The sequence below is a fragment of the Mycolicibacterium bacteremicum genome (genome assembly GCF_002086115.1).
Lineage (GTDB): Bacteria > Actinomycetota > Actinomycetes > Mycobacteriales > Mycobacteriaceae > Mycobacterium > Mycobacterium bacteremicum.
This window is the reverse complement of record NZ_MVHJ01000006.1, coordinates 65,216-83,990: the sequence shown is the minus strand read 5'-3', so window position 1 is coordinate 83,990 and position 18,775 is coordinate 65,216. Positions and strand designations below refer to the sequence as shown.

21 protein-coding genes are annotated in these 18,775 nt (G+C 67.0%); 15 read left to right on the top strand and 6 right to left on the bottom strand.

Annotated features, from left to right (window positions below; translation table 11 throughout):
- Positions 1 to 150: 150 nt before the first annotated feature.
- From BST17_RS09045 to BST17_RS09015, 7 genes are read left to right on the top strand one after another with little or no spacing between them, the layout of a single operon-like run.
- Positions 151 to 1,026: an ABC transporter substrate-binding protein gene (locus tag BST17_RS09045; RefSeq protein ID WP_165762251.1), complete on the top strand. Its 876-nt coding sequence runs from the start codon at positions 151 to 153 to the stop codon at positions 1,024 to 1,026.
- Positions 1,023 to 1,820: an ABC transporter ATP-binding protein gene (locus BST17_RS09040; RefSeq protein ID WP_083057264.1), complete on the top strand. Its 798-nt coding sequence runs from the start codon at positions 1,023 to 1,025 to the stop codon at positions 1,818 to 1,820. Before BST17_RS09045 ends, BST17_RS09040 begins: the two co-directional genes overlap by 4 nt.
- The gene (locus tag BST17_RS09035) at positions 1,817 to 2,635 is read left to right on the top strand and encodes an ABC transporter permease (protein ID WP_083057263.1); all 819 of its coding nucleotides are present in this window, start codon (positions 1,817 to 1,819) and stop codon (positions 2,633 to 2,635) included. The genes BST17_RS09040 and BST17_RS09035 overlap by 4 nt, the downstream gene beginning before the upstream one ends.
- Positions 2,632 to 3,429 carry an ABC transporter permease gene (locus BST17_RS09030; protein WP_083057261.1) on the top strand — a complete coding sequence of 266 codons (798 nt, stop codon included), beginning with the start codon at positions 2,632 to 2,634 and terminating at the stop codon, positions 3,427 to 3,429. The genes BST17_RS09035 and BST17_RS09030 overlap by 4 nt, the downstream gene beginning before the upstream one ends.
- Positions 3,426 to 4,667, top strand: a complete 1,242-nt coding sequence (locus BST17_RS09025) for a CaiB/BaiF CoA transferase family protein (RefSeq protein ID WP_083057259.1) — start codon at positions 3,426 to 3,428, stop codon at positions 4,665 to 4,667. The genes BST17_RS09030 and BST17_RS09025 overlap by 4 nt, the downstream gene beginning before the upstream one ends.
- The gene (locus tag BST17_RS09020) at positions 4,664 to 5,614 is read left to right on the top strand and encodes a hydroxymethylglutaryl-CoA lyase (protein WP_083057258.1); all 951 of its coding nucleotides are present in this window, start codon (positions 4,664 to 4,666) and stop codon (positions 5,612 to 5,614) included. The genes BST17_RS09025 and BST17_RS09020 overlap by 4 nt, the downstream gene beginning before the upstream one ends.
- The gene (locus BST17_RS09015) at positions 5,602 to 6,279 is read left to right on the top strand and encodes a GntR family transcriptional regulator (protein ID WP_207573597.1); all 678 of its coding nucleotides are present in this window, start codon (positions 5,602 to 5,604) and stop codon (positions 6,277 to 6,279) included. Before BST17_RS09020 ends, BST17_RS09015 begins: the two co-directional genes overlap by 13 nt.
- Before the next feature lies 1 nt (position 6,280).
- On the opposite strand, the gene BST17_RS09010 is transcribed toward BST17_RS09015, so the two are convergent.
- The gene (locus BST17_RS09010; RefSeq protein WP_083057256.1) at positions 6,281 to 7,492 is read right to left on the bottom strand and encodes a metallophosphoesterase; all 1,212 of its coding nucleotides are present in this window, start codon (positions 7,490 to 7,492) and stop codon (positions 6,281 to 6,283) included.
- Between the two features lie 69 nt (positions 7,493 to 7,561).
- Positions 7,562 to 7,738 (bottom strand): hypothetical protein, encoded by a 177-nt coding sequence (locus BST17_RS28680; protein ID WP_234807599.1) that lies wholly within the window; start codon positions 7,736 to 7,738, stop codon positions 7,562 to 7,564.
- 139 nt (positions 7,739 to 7,877) lie between these two features.
- Here BST17_RS28680 and BST17_RS09005 point away from each other — a divergent pair, with 139 nt between their 5' ends.
- From BST17_RS09005 to BST17_RS08990, 4 genes are all read left to right on the top strand, one after another.
- On the top strand, positions 7,878 to 8,462 hold the full coding sequence (locus BST17_RS09005; protein ID WP_083057255.1) for a TetR/AcrR family transcriptional regulator: 585 nt from the start codon (positions 7,878 to 7,880) through the stop codon (positions 8,460 to 8,462).
- Entirely contained in the window at positions 8,459 to 9,670 is a 1,212-nt protein-coding gene (locus BST17_RS09000; RefSeq protein ID WP_083057253.1) for a cytochrome P450, read from the top strand. The genes BST17_RS09005 and BST17_RS09000 overlap by 4 nt, the downstream gene beginning before the upstream one ends.
- A 93-nt stretch (positions 9,671 to 9,763) precedes the next feature.
- Positions 9,764 to 10,120, top strand: coding sequence for a heme-binding protein (locus tag BST17_RS08995; RefSeq protein WP_083057252.1), 357 nt, complete (start codon positions 9,764 to 9,766; stop codon positions 10,118 to 10,120).
- A 6-nt stretch (positions 10,121 to 10,126) separates the two neighbouring features.
- On the top strand, positions 10,127 to 10,381 hold the full coding sequence (locus BST17_RS08990; RefSeq protein ID WP_083057250.1) for an RNA-binding protein: 255 nt from the start codon (positions 10,127 to 10,129) through the stop codon (positions 10,379 to 10,381).
- Positions 10,382 to 10,402: 21 nt separating this feature from the next.
- On the opposite strand, the gene BST17_RS08985 is transcribed toward BST17_RS08990, so the two are convergent.
- Positions 10,403 to 11,596, bottom strand: coding sequence for an NAD(P)/FAD-dependent oxidoreductase (locus BST17_RS08985; protein ID WP_083057248.1), 1,194 nt, complete (start codon positions 11,594 to 11,596; stop codon positions 10,403 to 10,405).
- Positions 11,597 to 11,655: 59 nt separating this feature from the next.
- Between BST17_RS08985 and BST17_RS08980 the strand changes: the two genes are divergently transcribed.
- Positions 11,656 to 12,351 (top strand): fumarylacetoacetate hydrolase family protein, encoded by a 696-nt coding sequence (locus BST17_RS08980; protein WP_083057247.1) that lies wholly within the window; start codon positions 11,656 to 11,658, stop codon positions 12,349 to 12,351.
- Between the two features lie 260 nt (positions 12,352 to 12,611).
- Here BST17_RS08980 and BST17_RS28675 read toward each other — a convergent pair whose 3' ends face one another.
- Positions 12,612 to 12,827, bottom strand: coding sequence for a hypothetical protein (locus BST17_RS28675; protein WP_109750058.1), 216 nt, complete (start codon positions 12,825 to 12,827; stop codon positions 12,612 to 12,614).
- A gap of 482 nt (positions 12,828 to 13,309) precedes the next feature.
- Between BST17_RS28675 and BST17_RS08965 the strand changes: the two genes are divergently transcribed.
- The 3 genes from BST17_RS08965 to BST17_RS08955 all read left to right on the top strand — a co-directional run bounded on the left by BST17_RS08965 (position 13,310) and on the right by BST17_RS08955 (position 16,386).
- The gene (locus BST17_RS08965; RefSeq protein WP_083057245.1) at positions 13,310 to 13,693 is read left to right on the top strand and encodes a hypothetical protein; all 384 of its coding nucleotides are present in this window, start codon (positions 13,310 to 13,312) and stop codon (positions 13,691 to 13,693) included.
- Between the two features lie 165 nt (positions 13,694 to 13,858).
- Positions 13,859 to 15,943, top strand: a complete 2,085-nt coding sequence (locus BST17_RS08960; protein ID WP_083057243.1) for a catalase — start codon at positions 13,859 to 13,861, stop codon at positions 15,941 to 15,943.
- A complete protein-coding gene (locus BST17_RS08955; RefSeq protein ID WP_083057242.1) occupies positions 15,940 to 16,386 on the top strand; it encodes an SRPBCC family protein in 447 nt (148 codons plus the stop codon). Before BST17_RS08960 ends, BST17_RS08955 begins: the two co-directional genes overlap by 4 nt.
- Before the next feature lies 1 nt (position 16,387).
- Here BST17_RS08955 and BST17_RS08950 read toward each other — a convergent pair whose 3' ends face one another.
- Both BST17_RS08950 and BST17_RS08945 read right to left on the bottom strand, forming a co-directional pair.
- Positions 16,388 to 17,188: a SigB/SigF/SigG family RNA polymerase sigma factor gene (locus BST17_RS08950; protein WP_083057240.1), complete on the bottom strand. Its 801-nt coding sequence runs from the start codon at positions 17,186 to 17,188 to the stop codon at positions 16,388 to 16,390.
- A gap of 417 nt (positions 17,189 to 17,605) precedes the next feature.
- Positions 17,606 to 18,520 (bottom strand): MBL fold metallo-hydrolase, encoded by a 915-nt coding sequence (locus BST17_RS08945; RefSeq protein WP_083057239.1) that lies wholly within the window; start codon positions 18,518 to 18,520, stop codon positions 17,606 to 17,608.
- Positions 18,521 to 18,775 lie beyond the last annotated feature (255 nt).

The following is an 18,775-nucleotide window of genomic DNA, read 5'->3' as shown; positions in this document are numbered from 1 at the left end:
TGGTCCACATCACAGTTGGAGGAAGTCATGCGTCGATGGATCGGCCTGGTCGCGACAGCGGGCGCAACAGCGCTTGTACTCAGCGGTTGCGGTTCTGGATCGGGATCCGGCTCGCAGTCCGCCGATGGTGCGACCGGCATCGAAATTTCCGTGACCCACCCCGATGACCTGTACGGACTGCCGTGGAAGGTCGGACAGGCCCAGGGCTTCTTCGAGGAAGCCGGCGTGGTCATCGACAAGATCGTGCCGGCCGAGGGCGGCGGCACCACGCTGCAGAACGTCGTGGCCGGACGCTTGCCCTTCGGCGAGGTAGCCACCGGCGCAGTCGTCAAGGGCTTCCAGGAGGGAGCACCCGTACAGGCCATCGGCGGCGGTGTGCAGTCGGTGTCCGACGTGCTGTGGGTGGCGCTGGAGAACTCCCCGTTGACAGCAGTCGACCAAACAGCCGGAAAGCGTTGGGGATTCACCAACCCGGGTTCGGTCACCGAGGCGATGTCGTTCCTGGTTCCCGAGGCCGCCGGCCTGCAGGGCGTCGAACGCAAGTCGACCGGCGGCACCGGCGCAGGCGTCGCGTTGTTGGAGGCAGACGAGGTGGACGTGGCCTACGCGTCGCCGCGACTGGTCGCCGAACAGAAGGGTGCCCTCAAGGTCGTGGTGGACAGTTCCGAGTTTGTTCCGGTTTACCAGCAGACCGTCATCGTAAGCGGTCGCGACTACGCCCGGCAGAACCCTGAGCAGGCCAAGGCGTTGCTCGAGGGATACAGCAAGTCCGTCGAGTGGATCACGGCCAACCCGGCCGAAGCAGCGACCGTCTGGGTCGAGTCGACCAATATCGACCCGCAGGTAGCCGCCGAACTGGTGACCAACGCCGTGAATGCCGGCCACTGGAGCGTCAGCTTCAGCGCCGACGCCCTCAATGCCGCCGCCCAGGGCCTCGCGCTCACCGACGGCATCGAATCCGTCGACTGGAAATCGCTGGCCACCACCGACTACCTGCCCGAAAACAACAAGGGTGAACTGCCATGACAGACACCAACACCGGCACCGAAGTCGAGGTCCACGGCGTCGACCGCCATTTCGGGGAGGTGCGGGCCCTGGCGACAACCAATCTCACGCTGACCGCAAGCTCGTTCACTGCGCTGGTCGGGCCGTCGGGTTGCGGAAAGTCCACGCTGCTCGACATCATCGGCGGGCTGCAGACACCGTCCTCGGGGCATGTCACGTTCAACGGGGCCAAACAGTCCGGTCCGCGACGCCAGACCGGCATCGTCTTCCAGGAGGCCGCGGTCCTGCCCTGGCGCACCGTGCTCGACAACGCAGCGTTCGCGCTGGAGACCCAGGGTGTACCCAAACGTGAGCGCCAGCGCATCGCCGAGGACACGCTGCGCCGGGTTGGGTTGTCGCACTTCGCCGATGCGTATCCGCATCAACTTTCCGGTGGTATGCGCCAACGCACCGCGATTGCGCGGGTCCTGTCCACCCAGCCGGATCTGATCCTCGCCGACGAACCGTTCGGTGCCCTCGACGAGCAGACCCGGACCGTACTCGGGTTGGAACTGTTGAAGGTGGCACGCGACAGCAAGACCACCGTCCTGTTCGTCACGCACAGCATCTCCGAGGCCGTGCTGCTCTCCGATCGGGTGCTCGTGATGAGCGCACGGCCGGGCACCATCCTCGATGACTTCCAGGTCGACCTCCCAGCCGAACGCAGCCCCGATCTGCTGGGGTCGCCGGAGGCGGCACGCCTGATCGAGCTGGTGTGGCAGAAAATTCGCGGCGAGGCCGAGCGGGCCATGGCCGAACAGGCGGTCAGAACATGACGACGACGGTGGCGCCCATCGGCATCGAGAAGGCCACCGGGAAGGCGGCGGTGGAGCGTCGACTCGGCCTGTCAGTACGCGGCTGGGTACTGGTGATCACCGCGGGCACCGCTGCGTTTCTGGAACTGGCGCCCAGAACAGGTCTGGTGGACCGGTTTTCTGTACTCCCGCTGAGCGAGATGGTGGTCCGGCTTACCAAGCTGCTGGGTTCCGGCGAGTTCTGGTCGGAAGCCCTGGTGCCGTCACTGTCGGCGATCGGTCTGGCCTTCGTCCTGGCGATCGTGCTCGGTGTGATGGCCGGCGTGCTGCTCTGGGAGATCAGGCCGGCACGCCGGGTCGTGGAGCCGTGGCTGACCATCTACTACGCCATCCCCACTTTCGCCCTGTACCCGTTGATCGTGGCGGTGCTGGGGGTCGGCGTTCTGCCGATCGTGCTGCTCGGCACCATGTTCGCCATCGTCGTGGTGATCACGTCGACGCTGTCCGGTCTGGACGCAACACCCACCACGACCATCAGACTGGCGCAGTCCCTGCAGATGAGCCGATTCTCCCGCGCGACGAAGATCCTCGTTCCGGCCGCGCTGCCGCACATCGTCACCGGGTCCCGATTAGCGTTGTCCTACGCGCTGATCGGCGTGCTGGCCAGTGAGTTCGTGCTGTCCACCTCCGGTCTCGGGCACTTCATCTCGCGCGCCTACAACGACTTCTCCTTCGCCGACATGTATGCCGGGGTGCTGCTGGTGTTCATCCTGGCCGGTGTGGTGAACTCGATATTCGCCCTCCTGGCCAAACGGCAGCCGGGGGTGGCCCGATGACCGCCACGCTCGACGCAGTCAAGACCCCACGCATGCACGCCATCGGCGCCGCCCGGGGGCTCCTCGGATTGCTGGTGGTACCGGTGATTCTGGTGATCTTGTGGGCGATAGTCGCGGCCGTCGTGGACAGCCTGGTGTTCCCCGGCCCGTTGCAGGCCGTATCCGGACTCTTCGACGACCTGCAACGTCCCGTGTACCAGGAAAGTGTGCTCACCTCGGTACGGTTGTTGGTCGTCTCATGGGTGCTCGCCGCGGTGGTCGGTGCAGCCGTCGGATTCGTTCTGGGGCAGTCCCAATTCTGGTCCAAAGTTTTCCAGACCCCGCTGTTCGCCCTCTACAGCATTCCCAAGGTCACGCTCTACCCGATCTTCCTGCTGCTGCTCGGCCTCGGCGAACCCAGCCGGATCGTCTTCGCGTTCCTGCACGGGGTCTTTCCGGTGGCGCTGCTGGTCATGGGTGCCACCACGACGTTGGACCGGAAGTTGGTACGCCTCGGCGACGCACTGGAGCTGTCCTGGTGGCAGCGTGTCACCAAGATCGTGGTCCCGGCGCTGCTGCCCACGGTGATGGTCGCGCTGCGGATCAGCTTCGGCCTGACGTTCCTGGGGCTGGTGCTGGCCGAGATGTTCAGTGCCGACATCGGTCTGGGTCGTGAACTGGTCAACAATGTCGCCAATGTCCGGGTCGAGCAGATCGCCGGCCAGGTGTTGTTCATCGGGCTGCTCGCACTCGGGCCGGTGCTGGCGATGCTGGCCATCGAGCGGCGAGTCAAGGCAAGGGTGGGCATTCGATGAACGAAGAGGAGAATCTGGTGGAAAACCAGAACGAAAATGTCACGGCGTCAGGCCCGTTGGTCGGTATCCGGGTCGTCGAGATGGGGCAGCTCATCGCGGGTCCCTTCTGCGGGCAACTCCTCGGCGATCTTGGCGCCGACGTCATCAAACTCGAAGATCCCAGCCGCGGTGATCCCATGCGGGAATGGGGACATCAGCGTCCGTCGGGGGAGTCGCTGTGGTGGTCGGTGGTGGCGCGGAACAAGCGCTCGGTCACCTGCAATTTGCGGTCTCCCGAGGGACAGGACCTGGCCCGGCGGCTGATCCGCCGCGCCGACATCGTCGTCGAGAACTTCCGACCCGGCACCATGGAGAAGTGGGGGCTGGGATATGACGAGCTGGCCGCGGAGAACCCGGGTCTGATCATGGTCCGGGTCTCGGGATTCGGCCAGTCCGGACCCTACTCGGGCAGGGCGGGTTTCGGTGCCATCGGCGAAGCCATGGGCGGATTGCGCTATGTCGTCGGCGATCCGAGCAACCCGCCGAGTCGCAACGGCATCTCGATCGGCGATTCGCTGGCCGCCACCTACGGCACCCTGGGCGCGCTTGCCGCCCTGCATGACCGCAGCCGGACCGGCCTCGGTCAGGTGGTCGACTCGGCGATCTACGAAGCAGTGCTCGCGATGATGGAGTCGCTGGTGCCCGAATATCAGCAGACCGGCTACGTGCGCGAGCGTACCGGTGCCGTCCTGCCGAATGTGGCCCCCAGCAACGTGTATCCGACCTCTGACGACTCCTGGGTGCTGATCGCGGCGAATCAGAACACCGTGTTCGGCCGGTTGGCGCAGGCCATGGGCCAGCCCGGGTTGGCCCAGGATCCGCGGTTTGCCACCCACGGTGCGCGCGGCGAACGGCAGGCCGAACTCGACGATCTCATCGCGCAGTGGACCCGTGGATTGGCGGTGTCCGAGGTCGAGAAGCTCCTCGAAGAGCACGGGGTCCCGTGTGGTCAGATCTACCGTGCCCCCGAGATGTTGGCCGACGAACATTATCGTGCCCGTCAGTCGATCATCGAGGTGTCCCACGACCGGCTTGGACCGGTGGCGATGCAGAACGTCTTTCCCCGGTTGACGCGCTCACCGGGCAAGGTCCGCTGGGTGGGACCCAGTCTGGGCTCACACACCGATGAGGTGCTGACCGGTGAATTGGGCCTGACCGCAGACGAGGTCGCGCGCCTGCGGGAGGCGGGCGTGGCATGAGCGTCCTACCGGCGTTGCCCGGGCAGATCCGCGTTGTTGAGGTCGGGTTGCGCGACGGGCTGCAAGCGGTCTTCGACCCGGTGCTCCCCACCGAGGTCAAGGTCGAGGTGGTGCAGCGGTTGATCGATGCCGGTGTCCGGGAGATCGAGGCGGTGTCATTCGCGCATCCGTCGGTGCTGCCGCAGCTCGCCGACGCGGCCGAGATCATGGCCAAAGTGCCACGGCCACAAAGTGTGCGGTACCGAGGTCTGGTGCCGAACCTGCGGGGTGCGCAACGGGCGGTGCAGACCGGACTGGACGAGATCACCGTCGTCATCTCCGCGGACGAAGAGGTCAGCCGGCGCAACCAGAACCGCACCACCGACCAGCTGTTGACCGAGCTCGCCGAGATCGGGCCGCTGGTGCGTGAATCGGGCGCCGACCTCGCGGTCGGTGTCGCCTGCGCGTTCTTCGCGCCGGCCTCGGGTCCGGTCGTCTGGGACCGCACCATGGCCGTCGTCGATGCCGCCGTGGATGCGGGTGCGCACGGGGTGTACCTCGCGGCGACCTCTGGCATGGAGCATCCTTATGAGATGGTTGCCGGCATCCAGCGCGTGCGAGAACGCCACCCGCACCTCGATATAGGAGTTCACCTGCACAACCGCAACGGTCTGGCAATGACCAATGCGATCGCTGCGATGGGTGCCGGGGCGGACTGGCTGGAGACTGCGTTCGGAGGTCTCGGCGGTGACATGTGGTTCCCGGGCGACCCCGAGGTACTCGGCAATGCGCCCACCGAGGATCTCCTGCACGTCTGCGACATGCTGGGTGTGGACACCGGTATCGATCTGGATTGCTACCGCGACATCGTGCACTTCGTCGCCGAGCAGACCGGACGACGCCCGGTGTCGTTCGTATCGCGCGGCGGCAGCCGGGACGAGCTGGCGGCCGCCGCGTGGCCGGAGTGACGTTGCCGACCAAACGACTCGATGCTGCGGGGCAGGCCTATCAACTGCTGTCCGAACGGATTGCCGCCGGCGAGATCACGCCCGGCATGCGGTTGAAAGAGTCCGCCCTCGCCGAGTCACTGGGTTTCAGCCGCACCCCGGTGCGCGAGGCGTTGCGCCGACTCGGCGCCGAGGGACTGGTGGTCGTCTCGCCCAACCGTGGGGCGCAGGTGGTGTCCTACACCGCCGACGAGATCGATGCGTTCTTCTCCGTGCGGGTGATGCTGGAGCCTCAGGCCACAGCGCTGGCGGTGCCACGATTCAGCGACGGGGACATCGACGAGCTCGAAGAGCTCGCCGAACGGATGGCGGCGTTGGTCGCCGGGACGCCGGACATGCGCCTGATCGGCGAGCTCAACCGCGATTTCCACGACCGCTTCCTGGACGGCAGCGGGAACAGGGCGTTGGCATCCGCGGTGTCGGCGGTGGTGCGCCCCGCCGTCGTCTACCGCACTTTTCACCGCTACTCGGCGGAACAGTTGCAGCGCAGCATGGCCCATCACCTCGAGCTGGTGGACGCCGCTCGCGCTCGTGACGCGCCGTGGGCGGAATCGGTGATGCGCACCCATCTCTTGGCGGCCAAGCATGCGGCGGTCAGCGGGGTGTCCGCTACCAATCCTTCCTGACTCACTGCTCGGAGTTCAGCGTCAGCACCGAGATGTCCGGCGGCGCCCCGACCCGCACCGGCGGCCCCCAGAAGCCGGCGCCACGCGAGACGTAGAGCTGGGTGTCCTGGTGGGTCGACAGCCCTGCCAGCGACGGCTGCACCGCCTCGACGATGTACTGGAACGGCCAGGTCTGCCCGCCGTGCGTGTGCCCGGACAACTGCAGGTCGACTCCGCGCGCCGCCGCCTCCTCGACCATCACCGGCTGGTGCGCCAGCAGCACCGTGGCCTTCGAGGGGTCGATACCGCCCAGCGCGCGGTCGTAATCCGGTGGGTCGCCGCGTTCTTCGCCGGCCAGGTCGTTCACCCCGGCCAGCGTGAACGACGCAGCCCCGCGCCGGATGGGCGTGCTCTCGTTGCGCAACGGGGACACCCCCAGCCGGTCCAACTCCCGCAGCCACGGCACGGTGTCCTCGACGAAGTACTCGTGGTTGCCGGTGACGAAGAACGATCCCTCGCGCGACACCAGATCCTGCAGCGGCTCCGCGGCATGCCCCAGCGTCTCGACGGTCCCGTCCACCAGATCGCCGACGATGGCCACCAGATCGGCGTCGGTCTCGTTGATCATCCGGACAATTCGTTCGGTGTGTTTACGGCCCAGGAGTGGGCCGAGGTGGATGTCGGAGACCACCGCGATGCGAAACCCGTTGAACGCCGGGTCGAGTCGCGGCAACCGGATCGGCACCTGCAGGATGTTCGGCGGTCCCAGCGCCGTGGCGGCGCCGTAGCCGACCAGGCCCGACGCCGCGACGCCGGCGGCGACCGCGGACGTACGCGCCAGGAACACTCGCCGGTTGACGGCCGAGGTGGTGGGCGGCCCGGGTGTCGGCGGCCCGGCATCGATCGGTGCGGCGGGAGCGGCGGAGCCGGAGTCGTTCCCGCGTTTGGCCCAGCCGCGCAGCACCAGCCGCACCGGCTCCAGCACCAGCAGTGCCAGCAGCAGGTACCCGACGAGGGCGAACCAGATGTAGCCGGGCCAGGCGAACCATGCCGACTCCTCCAGTCCGGTGAACCGCGGGACCATCAGGGTCATCACCAACAGCGCCGCCAACACCAGGAACGCGGCCGTCAGCAGCCTGCGGGTGCGGCCCGGTCCGGTGGTGTCCTTGATCAATCGCTTCCACACGTACAGATGTGCCAGCCCGAGAACCGAGCTCAAGATGATGATGAACATGCAGGCGATCAGCCTCGGGCCCGGGCCACAGTCATCTGGCGAGCCTAGCCAAGCCGGGAACCGGGCAGGTCAGCCGATACTGATCAACACCACACCGGCCAGCACCGCGGCCGCGGCGATGGCCCGTCGGGCGCCGAGCCGCTCACCCAGGAACACCGAGCCGATCAGTGCGCCGAAGATGATGCTGGTCTCGCGCAGCGCGGCGATCGGTGCCAGTGCGCCACCGGTCTGCGCCCACAGCCGCACGAATAGGCGGCCAGCGAGATCACCCCGCCGGTCGGACCAGTTGCGCGTGAACGCCGGAACCCTACCCGCCGCCCGGTGATCCGCATGCCAGTTTTACGAGACGCTTGAATTCCGGAACTAATGGGTTCAGTATTCGAGTGTGACCGTCACCACATCGATGACGCGGCGGGGTCGCCCCCGCGACAGCCGGCTGGACGCCGCCATCGTGGATGCGACCATCGCCGAGGTGGCGGCAAAGGGGTGGGGCGGGGCGACCATCGAAGGCATCGCGGCCCGCGCCGGGGTCGGCCGGGCCAGCATCTATCGGCGGTGGGGCAGCAAATACGTACTGTTCCAGCACATTGCGGTATCGATCACCCAACCGCCCGACGGGGTGGACACGGGCTGCTTCGTCGACGACCTGTTCGCCGCGCTGCTGCCGATCGCCGACATGCTTGCCGAGCCCGAACTCGCCGCCATCCTGCCGGCACTGCTGGCCGAGGCCACCAACGACGCCACCATCCGCGACACTCTGCACACCTTCGCCGGGCGCTGCCGGCAACAGGCCATCGACGCGGTGGAACGGGCCCGGGACCGCGGCGATGTCGCGCGCGACACCGACGCCGACGCGCTGGTCGACATGCTGGCCGGCGGATTGGTCTACCGACGCCTGCTGCTGGGTGCGGCACCGGATGCCGACACCGTCCGCGCACTTATCCGCCAAGCCGTAGGGGAGCCGACATGAACTATGTCCTGGACATCGACCTGACCGATCCGGCGCTGTACGCCAACGGTTTTCCGCACGACCTGTTCACCGAACTGCGTGGTCGCGGGCCGGTGCACCGGCACCACGCGGTCCAGGACCGCCCCGCCATCCCGCCCATCCCGTTCTGGTCCATCGTCACCCACCCCGAGATCCAGCAGGCCAACCGCGACTGGAAGACGTTCGGCGCCGCCGGCGGGCCGATGATGGCGCCGGACCCGCTGCTGTCGGCGGGGCGCACCCTGGTCTCGATGGACCCGCCCGACCAAGCCGAGATGCGCCGCATCATCACCTCGGAGTTCACCCCACGGATGATCGGCCGCCTCGAGCAGCTCATCGCCGAGCGCACCGGGGACATCCTGGCGAACGCGGCCACCGGCGAAACATGCGACTTCGTCGGCGACATCGCATATCAGGTGCCGATGCACCTGATCGCCGACATCGTCGGTATCCCGGAATCCGACCGGCCCTGGGTGTTCGAGCGCACCGATCTGCTGCTGCGGACCGGTAACCCGTACAACGGGTACAGCGAGCAGGACCGGCTCGGTTATCAGGTCGAGCTGTTCGACTATGCGCAGCGGCTCAGCACCCACAAACGCGAGCATCCCACCGACGACGTGTGGACCAAACTCGCGGGCCGGCTCGACGGGTTCGAGCTGGACATGTTCTTTCTCATCCTCGCCATCGCCGGCAGCGAGACGACCCGAAATGCGTTGACCCAGGGGCTGATCGCGCTGTTGGACTGCCCCGGGCAGTTGGCCGATCTGCGGGCGCAGCCGGAGCTCGCCGTCACCGCGGCCGACGAGGCGATCCGCTGGGCCAGCCCGGTGCTGTTCTTCGGCCGCACCGCCAACAGTGATGTGACGATCGGTGGCCAGGATATCGCGGCCGGTGACCGGGTGTTGTTCTGGTATCCGTCGGGCAATCGCGACGAGACGGTCTTCGCCGAGCCGTTCCGGTTCGACATCCGGCGATCACCCAACCCGCACCTGTCCTTCGGCGGGGGTGGCGTGCATTTCTGCCTCGGCGCCAACCTGGCGCGCAAGGAGGTACAGGTCGTGTTCGCAGCGCTGGCAGCGGGTTACGACATCGAACTGGCCGGCGAGCCGGTGTGGGCGGGTGGTGGCCCGGTGCACAACGTGGGGATCGGGATCGACCGGCTGCCGGTGCGGCTGTCGCCGCGGGGCTGACCGGACCACCGACTCCGCTGGACCCGCAGACAACGGCGTCCACGTCGGTCACAATGATCGCGTCATCTGCCCGATCGACGAAAGAGGTGCCCGATGTCGACGTTGCGCACAGGCTTCACCATCGCCGCCATGACCGTGGCGGCCGGGTTCGCGGTGACGGCGCCGGCCGCCGCCGAACCGCCACCCAACTGCACCGCAGCCGACGTGGCCGGCGTGGCGGGCGGGGTGAACATTGCGATGTCGGGATACCTGTTCACCCACCCCGACGTGAACGCGTTTCTCACCGGACTGGAGGGCCTGCCGCCCGAGCAGATCAAGGAGCAGGCGCGCGGCTATCTGGCTGCCAATCCCCAGACGGCCAATGAAATTCGCGGCATCCGCCAACCCCTGACCGACCTGCGGGCACGCTGCAACGTGACGGCACCCCTGCAGCACGACGTGTTGGGCTGACCCGTCATGGCACTTACCCGACTGCTGGTGGGCGTGGCCGTCGTCGCCGGTGCGCTCGGCGTCGCACCGATGCCGACTGCCGGCGCGACCGTGTGTGGATCGGTCGGCGGATTCCATGTGAATGTGTCCGGCTGTACCGACCCGCTGGGTTATCTCGACAGTGCACTGCCGCCGCCGGCCTACGTGCCACCGCCGCCCGCGCCGAATGTGAACGTGTGCGCCAACTTCGGTCGCCGGATCAGCGTCAGTGGGTGTGTGTGAGGTCGTCCTGACGATGCCGGATCACAGCCGGCCCTTCAGGATGAAATTCCAGTAGATCTGCGGTAGGCCGTACCGGTCGAACGCCCATGCGCTGCGCCGTGGCTTGAAGGGATCGAGTATCGACGGTAGCGAGGACGCCGCGGCACCGGTGCGGTCGAACTCACCGGCGATCAGCTTGTGGGCATCGGTGGTGATCGGTGCCACGGTGTACCCGTCGTACACCGAGGTCGTCGGTGTGCCGTTGCGCACGGCGACCAGATTGTCGACCAGTACCGCGATCTGGCGGCGCAACGCCCCGCCGGAGGGGTCGGTGTCCACGGTGGCGGCATCCCCGGCAGCCCACACGTTGTCGTGGATGCGGTGGCGCAGCGTGAGTGGGTCCACATCGATCAGACCGTGAGATGTGCTGTCCGCCAGTCCCGAATCGACCAGCCACCGCGGTCCGCGGAAGGGCGGAACGAGGTGCAGCATGTCGTAGCCGAGCCGGCGCACGACACCGTCACCGCTGTCGACGCCGATCTCGCACTGCGCGGGATCCAGCTCGGTCACCGTGGTGGACAGCAACGTATCGACGCCGAGCTGGGCCAGTCGCCGCCCCAACCGGTAGTCCAGCCCGGCGATACCCAGCAGGCCGGGGCGGTCGATCACCAGCGTGATGTGCACGGGCCGCCCGACGCGCTGCCAGTGTGCGGCGGCCAGGAACAGTGGTTTGAGTGTGGTCCCGGTGCAGCTGACCGGCGGCCGGGGCACCGTGAACACCGCCCGGCCATCGGCCGGCATCGACTCGACGAGCCGCCAGGTCTGCTCGGCGCGGTTCACGTAATTGCTTGCCACCGAATCGGTGTCGAGCGCGGCGAACACACCCGGCAGCTCCTCGTCGTCGACCTCCAGGCCCGGGGCCAGGATCAGGTGCTCATAGCGCAGGGTCTCGTGCTCGGCGCAGGTGACGGTGTGGCCGGCCGGGTCGACGGCGATGGCGGCATCCTGCACCCAGGTGCATCCCTTCGGTGTGACCGAGCGCTGCATGCGTTCGGCCGCACGCCGGGTGGCCTGCCCGCCTCCGACGTAGGACAGCAGCGGACGGTAGGTGTGCACGGATTGGGGTTCGATGACCGCGACGCTGGTCACGCCCTGCCGGATCAGGCGAGCCGCAGCACTGATGCCCGCGTTCCCGCCGCCGATGATGACCACCTCGAACGAGGACCCGCGACTCATGATGGCTGGCTACCCGGAGAAGCGGCCCGGTAACCGAGGCGGCGATAGGCTGGCCGGTGATGTTTGCCATCGACAGCACCACACTGGACGTCGCGGGTAGCGCCGAGCGCTTCCCGGTTCGTCGGGTCTACTGCGTCGGCCGTAATTACGCCGACCATGCGCGCGAGATGGGCACCGACCCCGATCGCGAGCCGCCGTTCTATTTCACCAAGCCGGCCGACGCCGTATTCACCGTCGCCGACGGGTATGCCGGCGGACCGGCGCATGAGGTGCCGTATCCGCCGCAGACCGAGAATCTGCACCACGAAATCGAACTCGTGGTGGCGCTGTCCTCGGGCGGATCCGATATCGACGCCGGATCCGCTCTGGACCACGTGTGGGGCTACGGCGTCGGAGTCGATCTGACTCGACGCGACCTGCAGGACGCCGCGAAGCAGAACCGGCGGCCGTGGGACCTGTCCAAGGGTTTCGACGCCTCCGGCCCGGTGTCGGCCCTGGTGCCCGCCGCGTCGGTGGACCCGCTCAGCGGACGCATCTGGATCACCGTCGACGACGAGTTGCGCCAGGTCGGCGATCTGGGCGACCAGATCTGGCCGGTCGCCGATGTCATCGCCCACCTGTCGCGGTCGGTCACGCTGGCGCCCGGTGACCTCATCATGACCGGCACCCCGGCCGGCGTCGGCCCGATCACGCGCGGCCAGCAGGTGCGCGGCGGCATCGACGGGATCGGTGAGCTGTCGTTCGTCGTCCGCTAGCCCGACTCATTCGGTGCGCAGCACGGGGCCCGTGGACCGAGCCGTTCCGGATGATCTCGAAGGTGGTGTGCCCGCTGACGGCGGCGACCCGACCGGCCATCTGCGCGTATAGGCAGATTCCGATGACGCCGACCGGGACCACCCAGGCCAGCGCGAGGCCGAACCGCGATCCGACAACGGCATTGGTGACCAGGTCGCCGATGTCCAGGAACCCGCCGATGGCGTTGAGCACCCCGAGCGCGACGCGAACAGCTTCTTCATCAGCAGTAGTCGCGTTCCAGTCGGTCGGCCGCGGCGAGCAGTTGCGAGCGCAGATCGGTTGGCGCACCGCTGCCGGGCAGGCCGCGTACGGCGGCGTGGGATCGGTTGAGCGCGGCGACGATGTCGGTCATCACCTGGACCAGCAGTGTCTGGCGGTACAGGTCCGTCGGGTCTTCGGCCCGCAGCACAGAAATGCTGTCGTAACTCTTCGCCACCTCGTCACGCGCATTCGAAAGCTGAACATCGACGAGCTGGCGTGAGGACCGGCCGCGTTGCCAGAGATCGATGGCCAGGGCGGCCGACCGGGTCTCTTCCTTGGCCGGGGCCAGCCGGGCCCGGCATGCGCCGGTTCGACGGACAGCTGGTGAGGACGAACAACAGCATCGCCACCACCCTCAGCGGCAGTAGTGTGAGGCGAAAAGCTCTGCGGGCCATCAAGTGCCCCGGTGGATCACAGGTGGCATCGCGATCTCCCTTGTTAGTGAGACCCACGCGCGCAGCGCCGACGGCCGCCACGTCGCGATAATCGAGGGTCTACCCGGCTCGAAGGCCATCAAACCGGGGTTGGGAAACGAAATCTCCGGGCACCGCGACGTCCGATGAAGCGAAGCTCTCACCATCGATGGCCACGAATAATGTTGTACGGTAAGGATATTCGGCACAAGTAGCTGTCACTGCTTCTGGAAAGAGGCGGCGCTTGCCCGACCAGCTGTCCGGTACCGACGGGGAGCTGCCCGCGGCGCGACCCCTGTTGGCCGATGCGGCCATGATCCTGCGGTTGGTCGAGTTGGCGGATTCGTTGCAACGGGACGCGACCGCCGATTTCGGGACGACCATGCTGGCCATCAACACCGGCGCGGTCGCCATGGTGCCCGGTGCCCAGTACTCCGGGACCATTTTGCCGGAGCAGGACGGCGAGGTCGTCTTGCTCGGCAAGACGCACCGCTACGCGGCGCTGCTGGACACCGCCCAGCGCGACACCGGTGAGGGTCCGTGCCTGGCGGCGACCTTCACGAAGGATTCTTCGGTCTCCCCGTGGTCGTTGCTCTCGAAATTCAAATCCTGCATTGTCGTTCCCTAGCGGTGGCCCCTCCCGTCGGCGGCTTGCCGCGCAATCTGGCCAGACAACCGTGCGGGATCTGGACAGCACTCGCCCGATTCGATCGCCGCCACCGGGGTACCTCCGCTGCGGCACGGCGAGATTCGACGTGCGCGTACTTGGTTACAGCCGAGGACAGGAGTTCCGATGCCCGCACGCAAGCCCGATCAGGCCGCGCCCAAGCCGGCCGGCCCCACCGGGGTGACGGAGGATCACGACGGTGTCGCCGATGCGCGGGCGCAGTCGGGCGCGATGCTGACCACCGCGCAGGGGCTCCGGCTACCCGACACCGATCACTCGCTCAAGGTGGGCGACCGCGGGCCGACCCTGCTTGAGGATTTTCACCTGCGGGAGAAGATCACCCACTTCGACCACGAGCGAATTCCGGAGCGGGTGGTGCACGCCCGTGGAGCTGCGGCACACGGCCACTTCGAGGCCTATGGCAACGCCGCCAGGTACACACGAGCCGGCTTCCTGGCGTCGAAGGGGCGCAGAACCGAGGTCTTCACCCGCTTTTCGACGGTTCTCGGCTCCCGTGGTTCGGCCGACACCGTGCGCGACACCCGCGGCTTTGCCGTCAAGTTCTACACCGAGGAAGGCAATTTCGACCTGGTCGGCAACAACATGCCGGTGTTCTTCATCCAGGACGGCATCAAGTTCCCCGACATCGTGCACGCGGCCAAGCCACACCCGGATCGTGAAATCCCGCAGGCACAGTCGGCACACGACACCTTCTGGGATTTCGTGTCCCTGCATCCCCAGGCCACCCATCACGTCTTCTGGAACATGAGCGACCGCGGCATCCCGCGCTCCTATCGGACCATGGAGGGGTTCGGGGTGCACACGTTCCGGCTGGCCAATGCCAAGGGTGAGACCTCTCTGGTCAAGTTCCACTGGAAGCCCGCCGCCGGCGTGCACTCGTTGGTGTGGGAGGAAGCCCAGATCGCCGCCGGATGCGATCCCGACTACCACCGCCGCGACATGGCCGACGGCATCGAGGCCGGCGCCTACCTGGAGTACGAACTCGGCATTCAGGTGATGCCGGATGACGGCACACACACCTTCGAAGGCATCGACCTGCTCGACCCGACCAAGATCGTGCCGGAGGAACTGGTCCCGGTCACCCTGATCGGCAAGTTGACCCTCGATCGCAACCCGACCAACTATTTTGCCGAGACCGAACAGGTGGCATTCCACACCGGGAATCTGGTGCCCGGTATCGAACCGACGAACGACCCGCTGATGCAGGCGCGTCTGTTCTCCTACCTCGACACCCAGTTGACCAGACTCGGCGGGCCGAACTTCACCCAGTTGCCTATCAACCGGCCGCACTGCCCGGTCAACGACATGCTCCGCGACGGCATGCACCAGACGGCCATTCACACCGGGGTTGCGCCGTACCGGCCCAACAGCATCGACAATGATGAACCCCGTCCCGCGACGGCCGGCGAGGGCGGCTATGTGCAGACGCCGCGCCGGGAGGAAGGCCAGGTGGTACGGGCCCAGCCGCTGTCGTTCGACGACCACTTCACCCAGCCCGCGATGTTCTACCGCAGCCTCAGCCCGGTGGAGCAGGACCACCTCGCCGAAGCCTTCACCTTCGAGCTCGGCAAATGCTACGAGCAGGCCATCAAGGAGCGAGAACTGCAGGTGCTCGCCAACGTGGACACCGCGCTGTGCGAGAAGGTGGCGGCGGGGCTGGGACTTCCGGCGCCGAAAGGCAACCCGCCCACCGACGTCACGCCGTCCCCGGCGCTCTCGCAGGTCTACGCCGAACCTGGTCCGATTGCCGGCCGCAAGATCGGCATCATCGCCGATGCCGGCTCCGACCTGGCATCGGTTGCCAAGCTGGTCAAGGCAATTCTGGCCAAGGGGGCGGTACCGCTGGTAACCGCGCCGGTCGGTGGCGTCCTCAGGTCCGGACGGCGCAGCGTCATCGTCGAACGCACCTTCCTGACTGCCCGGTCCATCGAATTCGATGCCGTGCTCGTCGCCGCCGGGACGACGGCCACCGACGTCAAACTGACCGTGCTGCTGCAGGAGGCCTACCGGCACTGCAAGGCGATCGGGGCCTGGGGCGACGGTGCGGCACTGCTGAAGGCAGCGCTGATTCCGGTCAAGGGTGCCGGTCTGCTGATCGCCGACGACGCCGACAAGGCGTTCACCGCGCAGTTGGTCGCCGCGGTCGGCCTGCATCGGGTCTGGGATCGGGCCGGGCAGGTGCGCGCATGACCGTCACCCGCGACACCACCGCCACCCGACAGCAGGTGTGGGATGTCCTGGCCGACGGGTGGACCTACTCCGGATGGGTAGTCGGCAACAGCCGCATCCGGGCCGTCAGCTCCCACTGGCCCGCGCCGGGATCGCGCATCCTGCACTCCATCGGCACCTGGCCCGCGGTCATCGACGACGAGACGGTGGTCGAGAAATGCGACCCGGGCCGCGAATTGGTGTTGTTGGCCAAGGTGCGGCCCGCGGCGCAAGCGCGGATCACCATGCAGTTGAGTGATACCGAGTCCGGCGGATGCCGTATTGCGATGACCGAGGTGGCCGTCAGCGCGCCATTGCGCTGGGTGCCCGACCCGGTGCAATTGCTGGGGGTGGCCCCGCGTAACCGCGAGTGCACGTGGCGGCTCGCGGTGATCGCCGAGCGTGCCGACCCCGACGAAATCTGATCTAGGCCGCGGCGCTGGACCGCGGCCGCTCGACCATCTGCGCCTCGGCCTGCTTGCGCAGCGAATCCAGCGCCTTGGCCAGGATCCGGGACACCTGCATCTGCGAGCAACCCATCTGCGCGGCGATCTGGGTCTGGGTCATATCGTCGAAGAAACGCAGATTCAGCACGGTGCGTTCGCGCGCGGTCAGCTTCGCGATCAGCGGCCGCACGGTCTCGACGTCGACGATCTTGTCCAATCGGGTGTCCACGCCGCCGAGGGTGTCGCTCAGCGAGAAATCGTCGCCGTCGTCTCCGGTGGGTCGATCGGTGGACACCGTCGAGTAGTGGCTGGCGGCGACGGTGGCCTGCACGACCTCTTCGCGCTCGATACCCAGGTGCGTGGCGATCTCGCTGGCCGTCGGCGCGTGACCCAGCGTGCGGGTCAGTTCCTCGCGGGCCTTCGTCAGCTGCAGGCTGAGGTCCTTGAGCCGGCGCGGCACGTTGACCGCCCATCCCGTATCCCGAAAGTGCCGGCGGACCTCGCCCATCACGGTCGGGACGGCGAAGGACAGGAAGTCGGCACCGCGTTCGGGATCGAACCGGTTGACCGCCTTGATCAGTCCGATACAGGCGACTTGGTGTAGGTCGTCGTACGGCTGTCCTCGGCCGCTGTAGCGCTGAGCCACGTGCTCGGCCAGCGGCATGATTTGGGAGATGATGTCGTCATAGAGTCGCCGGTGCACCTTGGAGTCGGGCTCGTGGGCGCGCAGCACACGGATCATCTCCGCGATTTCGGCATACTGGTGGTCAGTTCTAGGCATCCGAGTTTCCCCTGTTCAGAGCTAGTGCTGAGGGATGGCTCGGAGCTGAACCAAAGTGTGAGTACCCCGCGGGGCAGAAAGACGAACCTCGAGTTTCTCGCCTTGTCCCTTCGGCTACCGCGGCGCGACGGCCGAAGGGTCAGTGCAATTATGCGACGGCTGCGTCGCTCGGGGAGTGCTCACGCGTCGTTTGTGCGCATGACGAGCATTCGGCCGAGTCGATGTCGAACTGTCCGCACGTGGTGCAGATAAAGGGGATCACGTTGGGCACCTCCAGGTCAAGGATGGTGGCGCTGCCATCGCGCCCGTTGTCACGCCTGTACCCCGCCGGTGGATGCGCTGAAACCAGTGTTCGTAAAACGGATGCGGACCCGCCCGGCGCCGGCCTCGCAGCCGAAACCGGACGGGCGCGCCGGCTCAGTAGTCCCACACGGTAGGGACGAATCGAAAAGCGCCGCCGACGGCCGCAACGTGGCAGACCGACGGGAACGGCAGATGGGTGGCCACCAGCTGTTCGCCGCTGGCGGCCAGCTCGGTGAGCAGCCTGATGCGTACCCGGGTGGATTCCTCGGGATCGTGCTCGAATCCGTTCTGCCACCCCGGCTGCTCGAAACCGGGTTGGAATACCGCGTCGCCGGCGAATGTCAGTGCCTGGCCGCGTGATTCGATACGCACGATGCTGTGGCCCGGGGTGTGCCCGCCGGTGCGGCGCAGCAGGACGCCGGGTGCCACCTCGTATTCGTTCTCGAAGGTCCGCAGTTGGCCGCGGTACAGGTCGAGGAACTGGGCGGCGGTGCGGCGCAGCACCGGGGGAATGGATTCGGGCATGACGGTGCGGGTGAAGTCGGGTGCCTGCCAGAACTCGGCCTCGGCGCTGGCGACATGTACCCGCAGGTCGGAGCGCAGTTTGTCGCGCAGACCCGCGACCAGCAGTCCGCCGATGTGGTCCATGTGCAGGTGGGTCAGCACCACGTCGGTCACCGAGGACGGATCGATACCGGCTGCGGTGAGCCGCATTCCGAGCTGACCGGCACGCGGAAAGTCGGGAAACTCGGTGCCCAGGCCGGAGTCGATCAGGATGGTCTTGCCGCCGCTGCGCACCACGGCGACGTTCAAAGGCCAGTCCAGGACCTCCGGCGGCAGGAACATGTCCTTGAGCCACGCCGAGTATTCGGCGGGTTCGGCGTTGGTCGCCATGGTGGAGGCGGTGATCGGCAGGACGCCGTCGCTGATCACCAGGACGTCGATATCCCCGACCCGTAGTGCATACCGGGACGGCACCAGTTCGTCGATGCCGGTGCCACCCAGATGGGTCATGTCGTCCACGCTCATGTGTTTCTCCTGCTTGCGGGTGTGAGGAGGTGCGGGCTGCCCCTCTGCACGGTCGAACGCCGGTCCTCGGTATCACTCATCCCGAAACAAATAACCCGATCGGGTCGAAAGTCTTACGCCACGGTCAATATCGTGCGGCGGGTCTGCGGGCCGGATCTTGCCATTGCCGGTCCGCAGTGACGGCGCTGAAAGCCCCTTTCATCGGACTGTGTAGGGCAACAAGACAGTTCGCTGAACGCCGTTGCACTCAGTGCT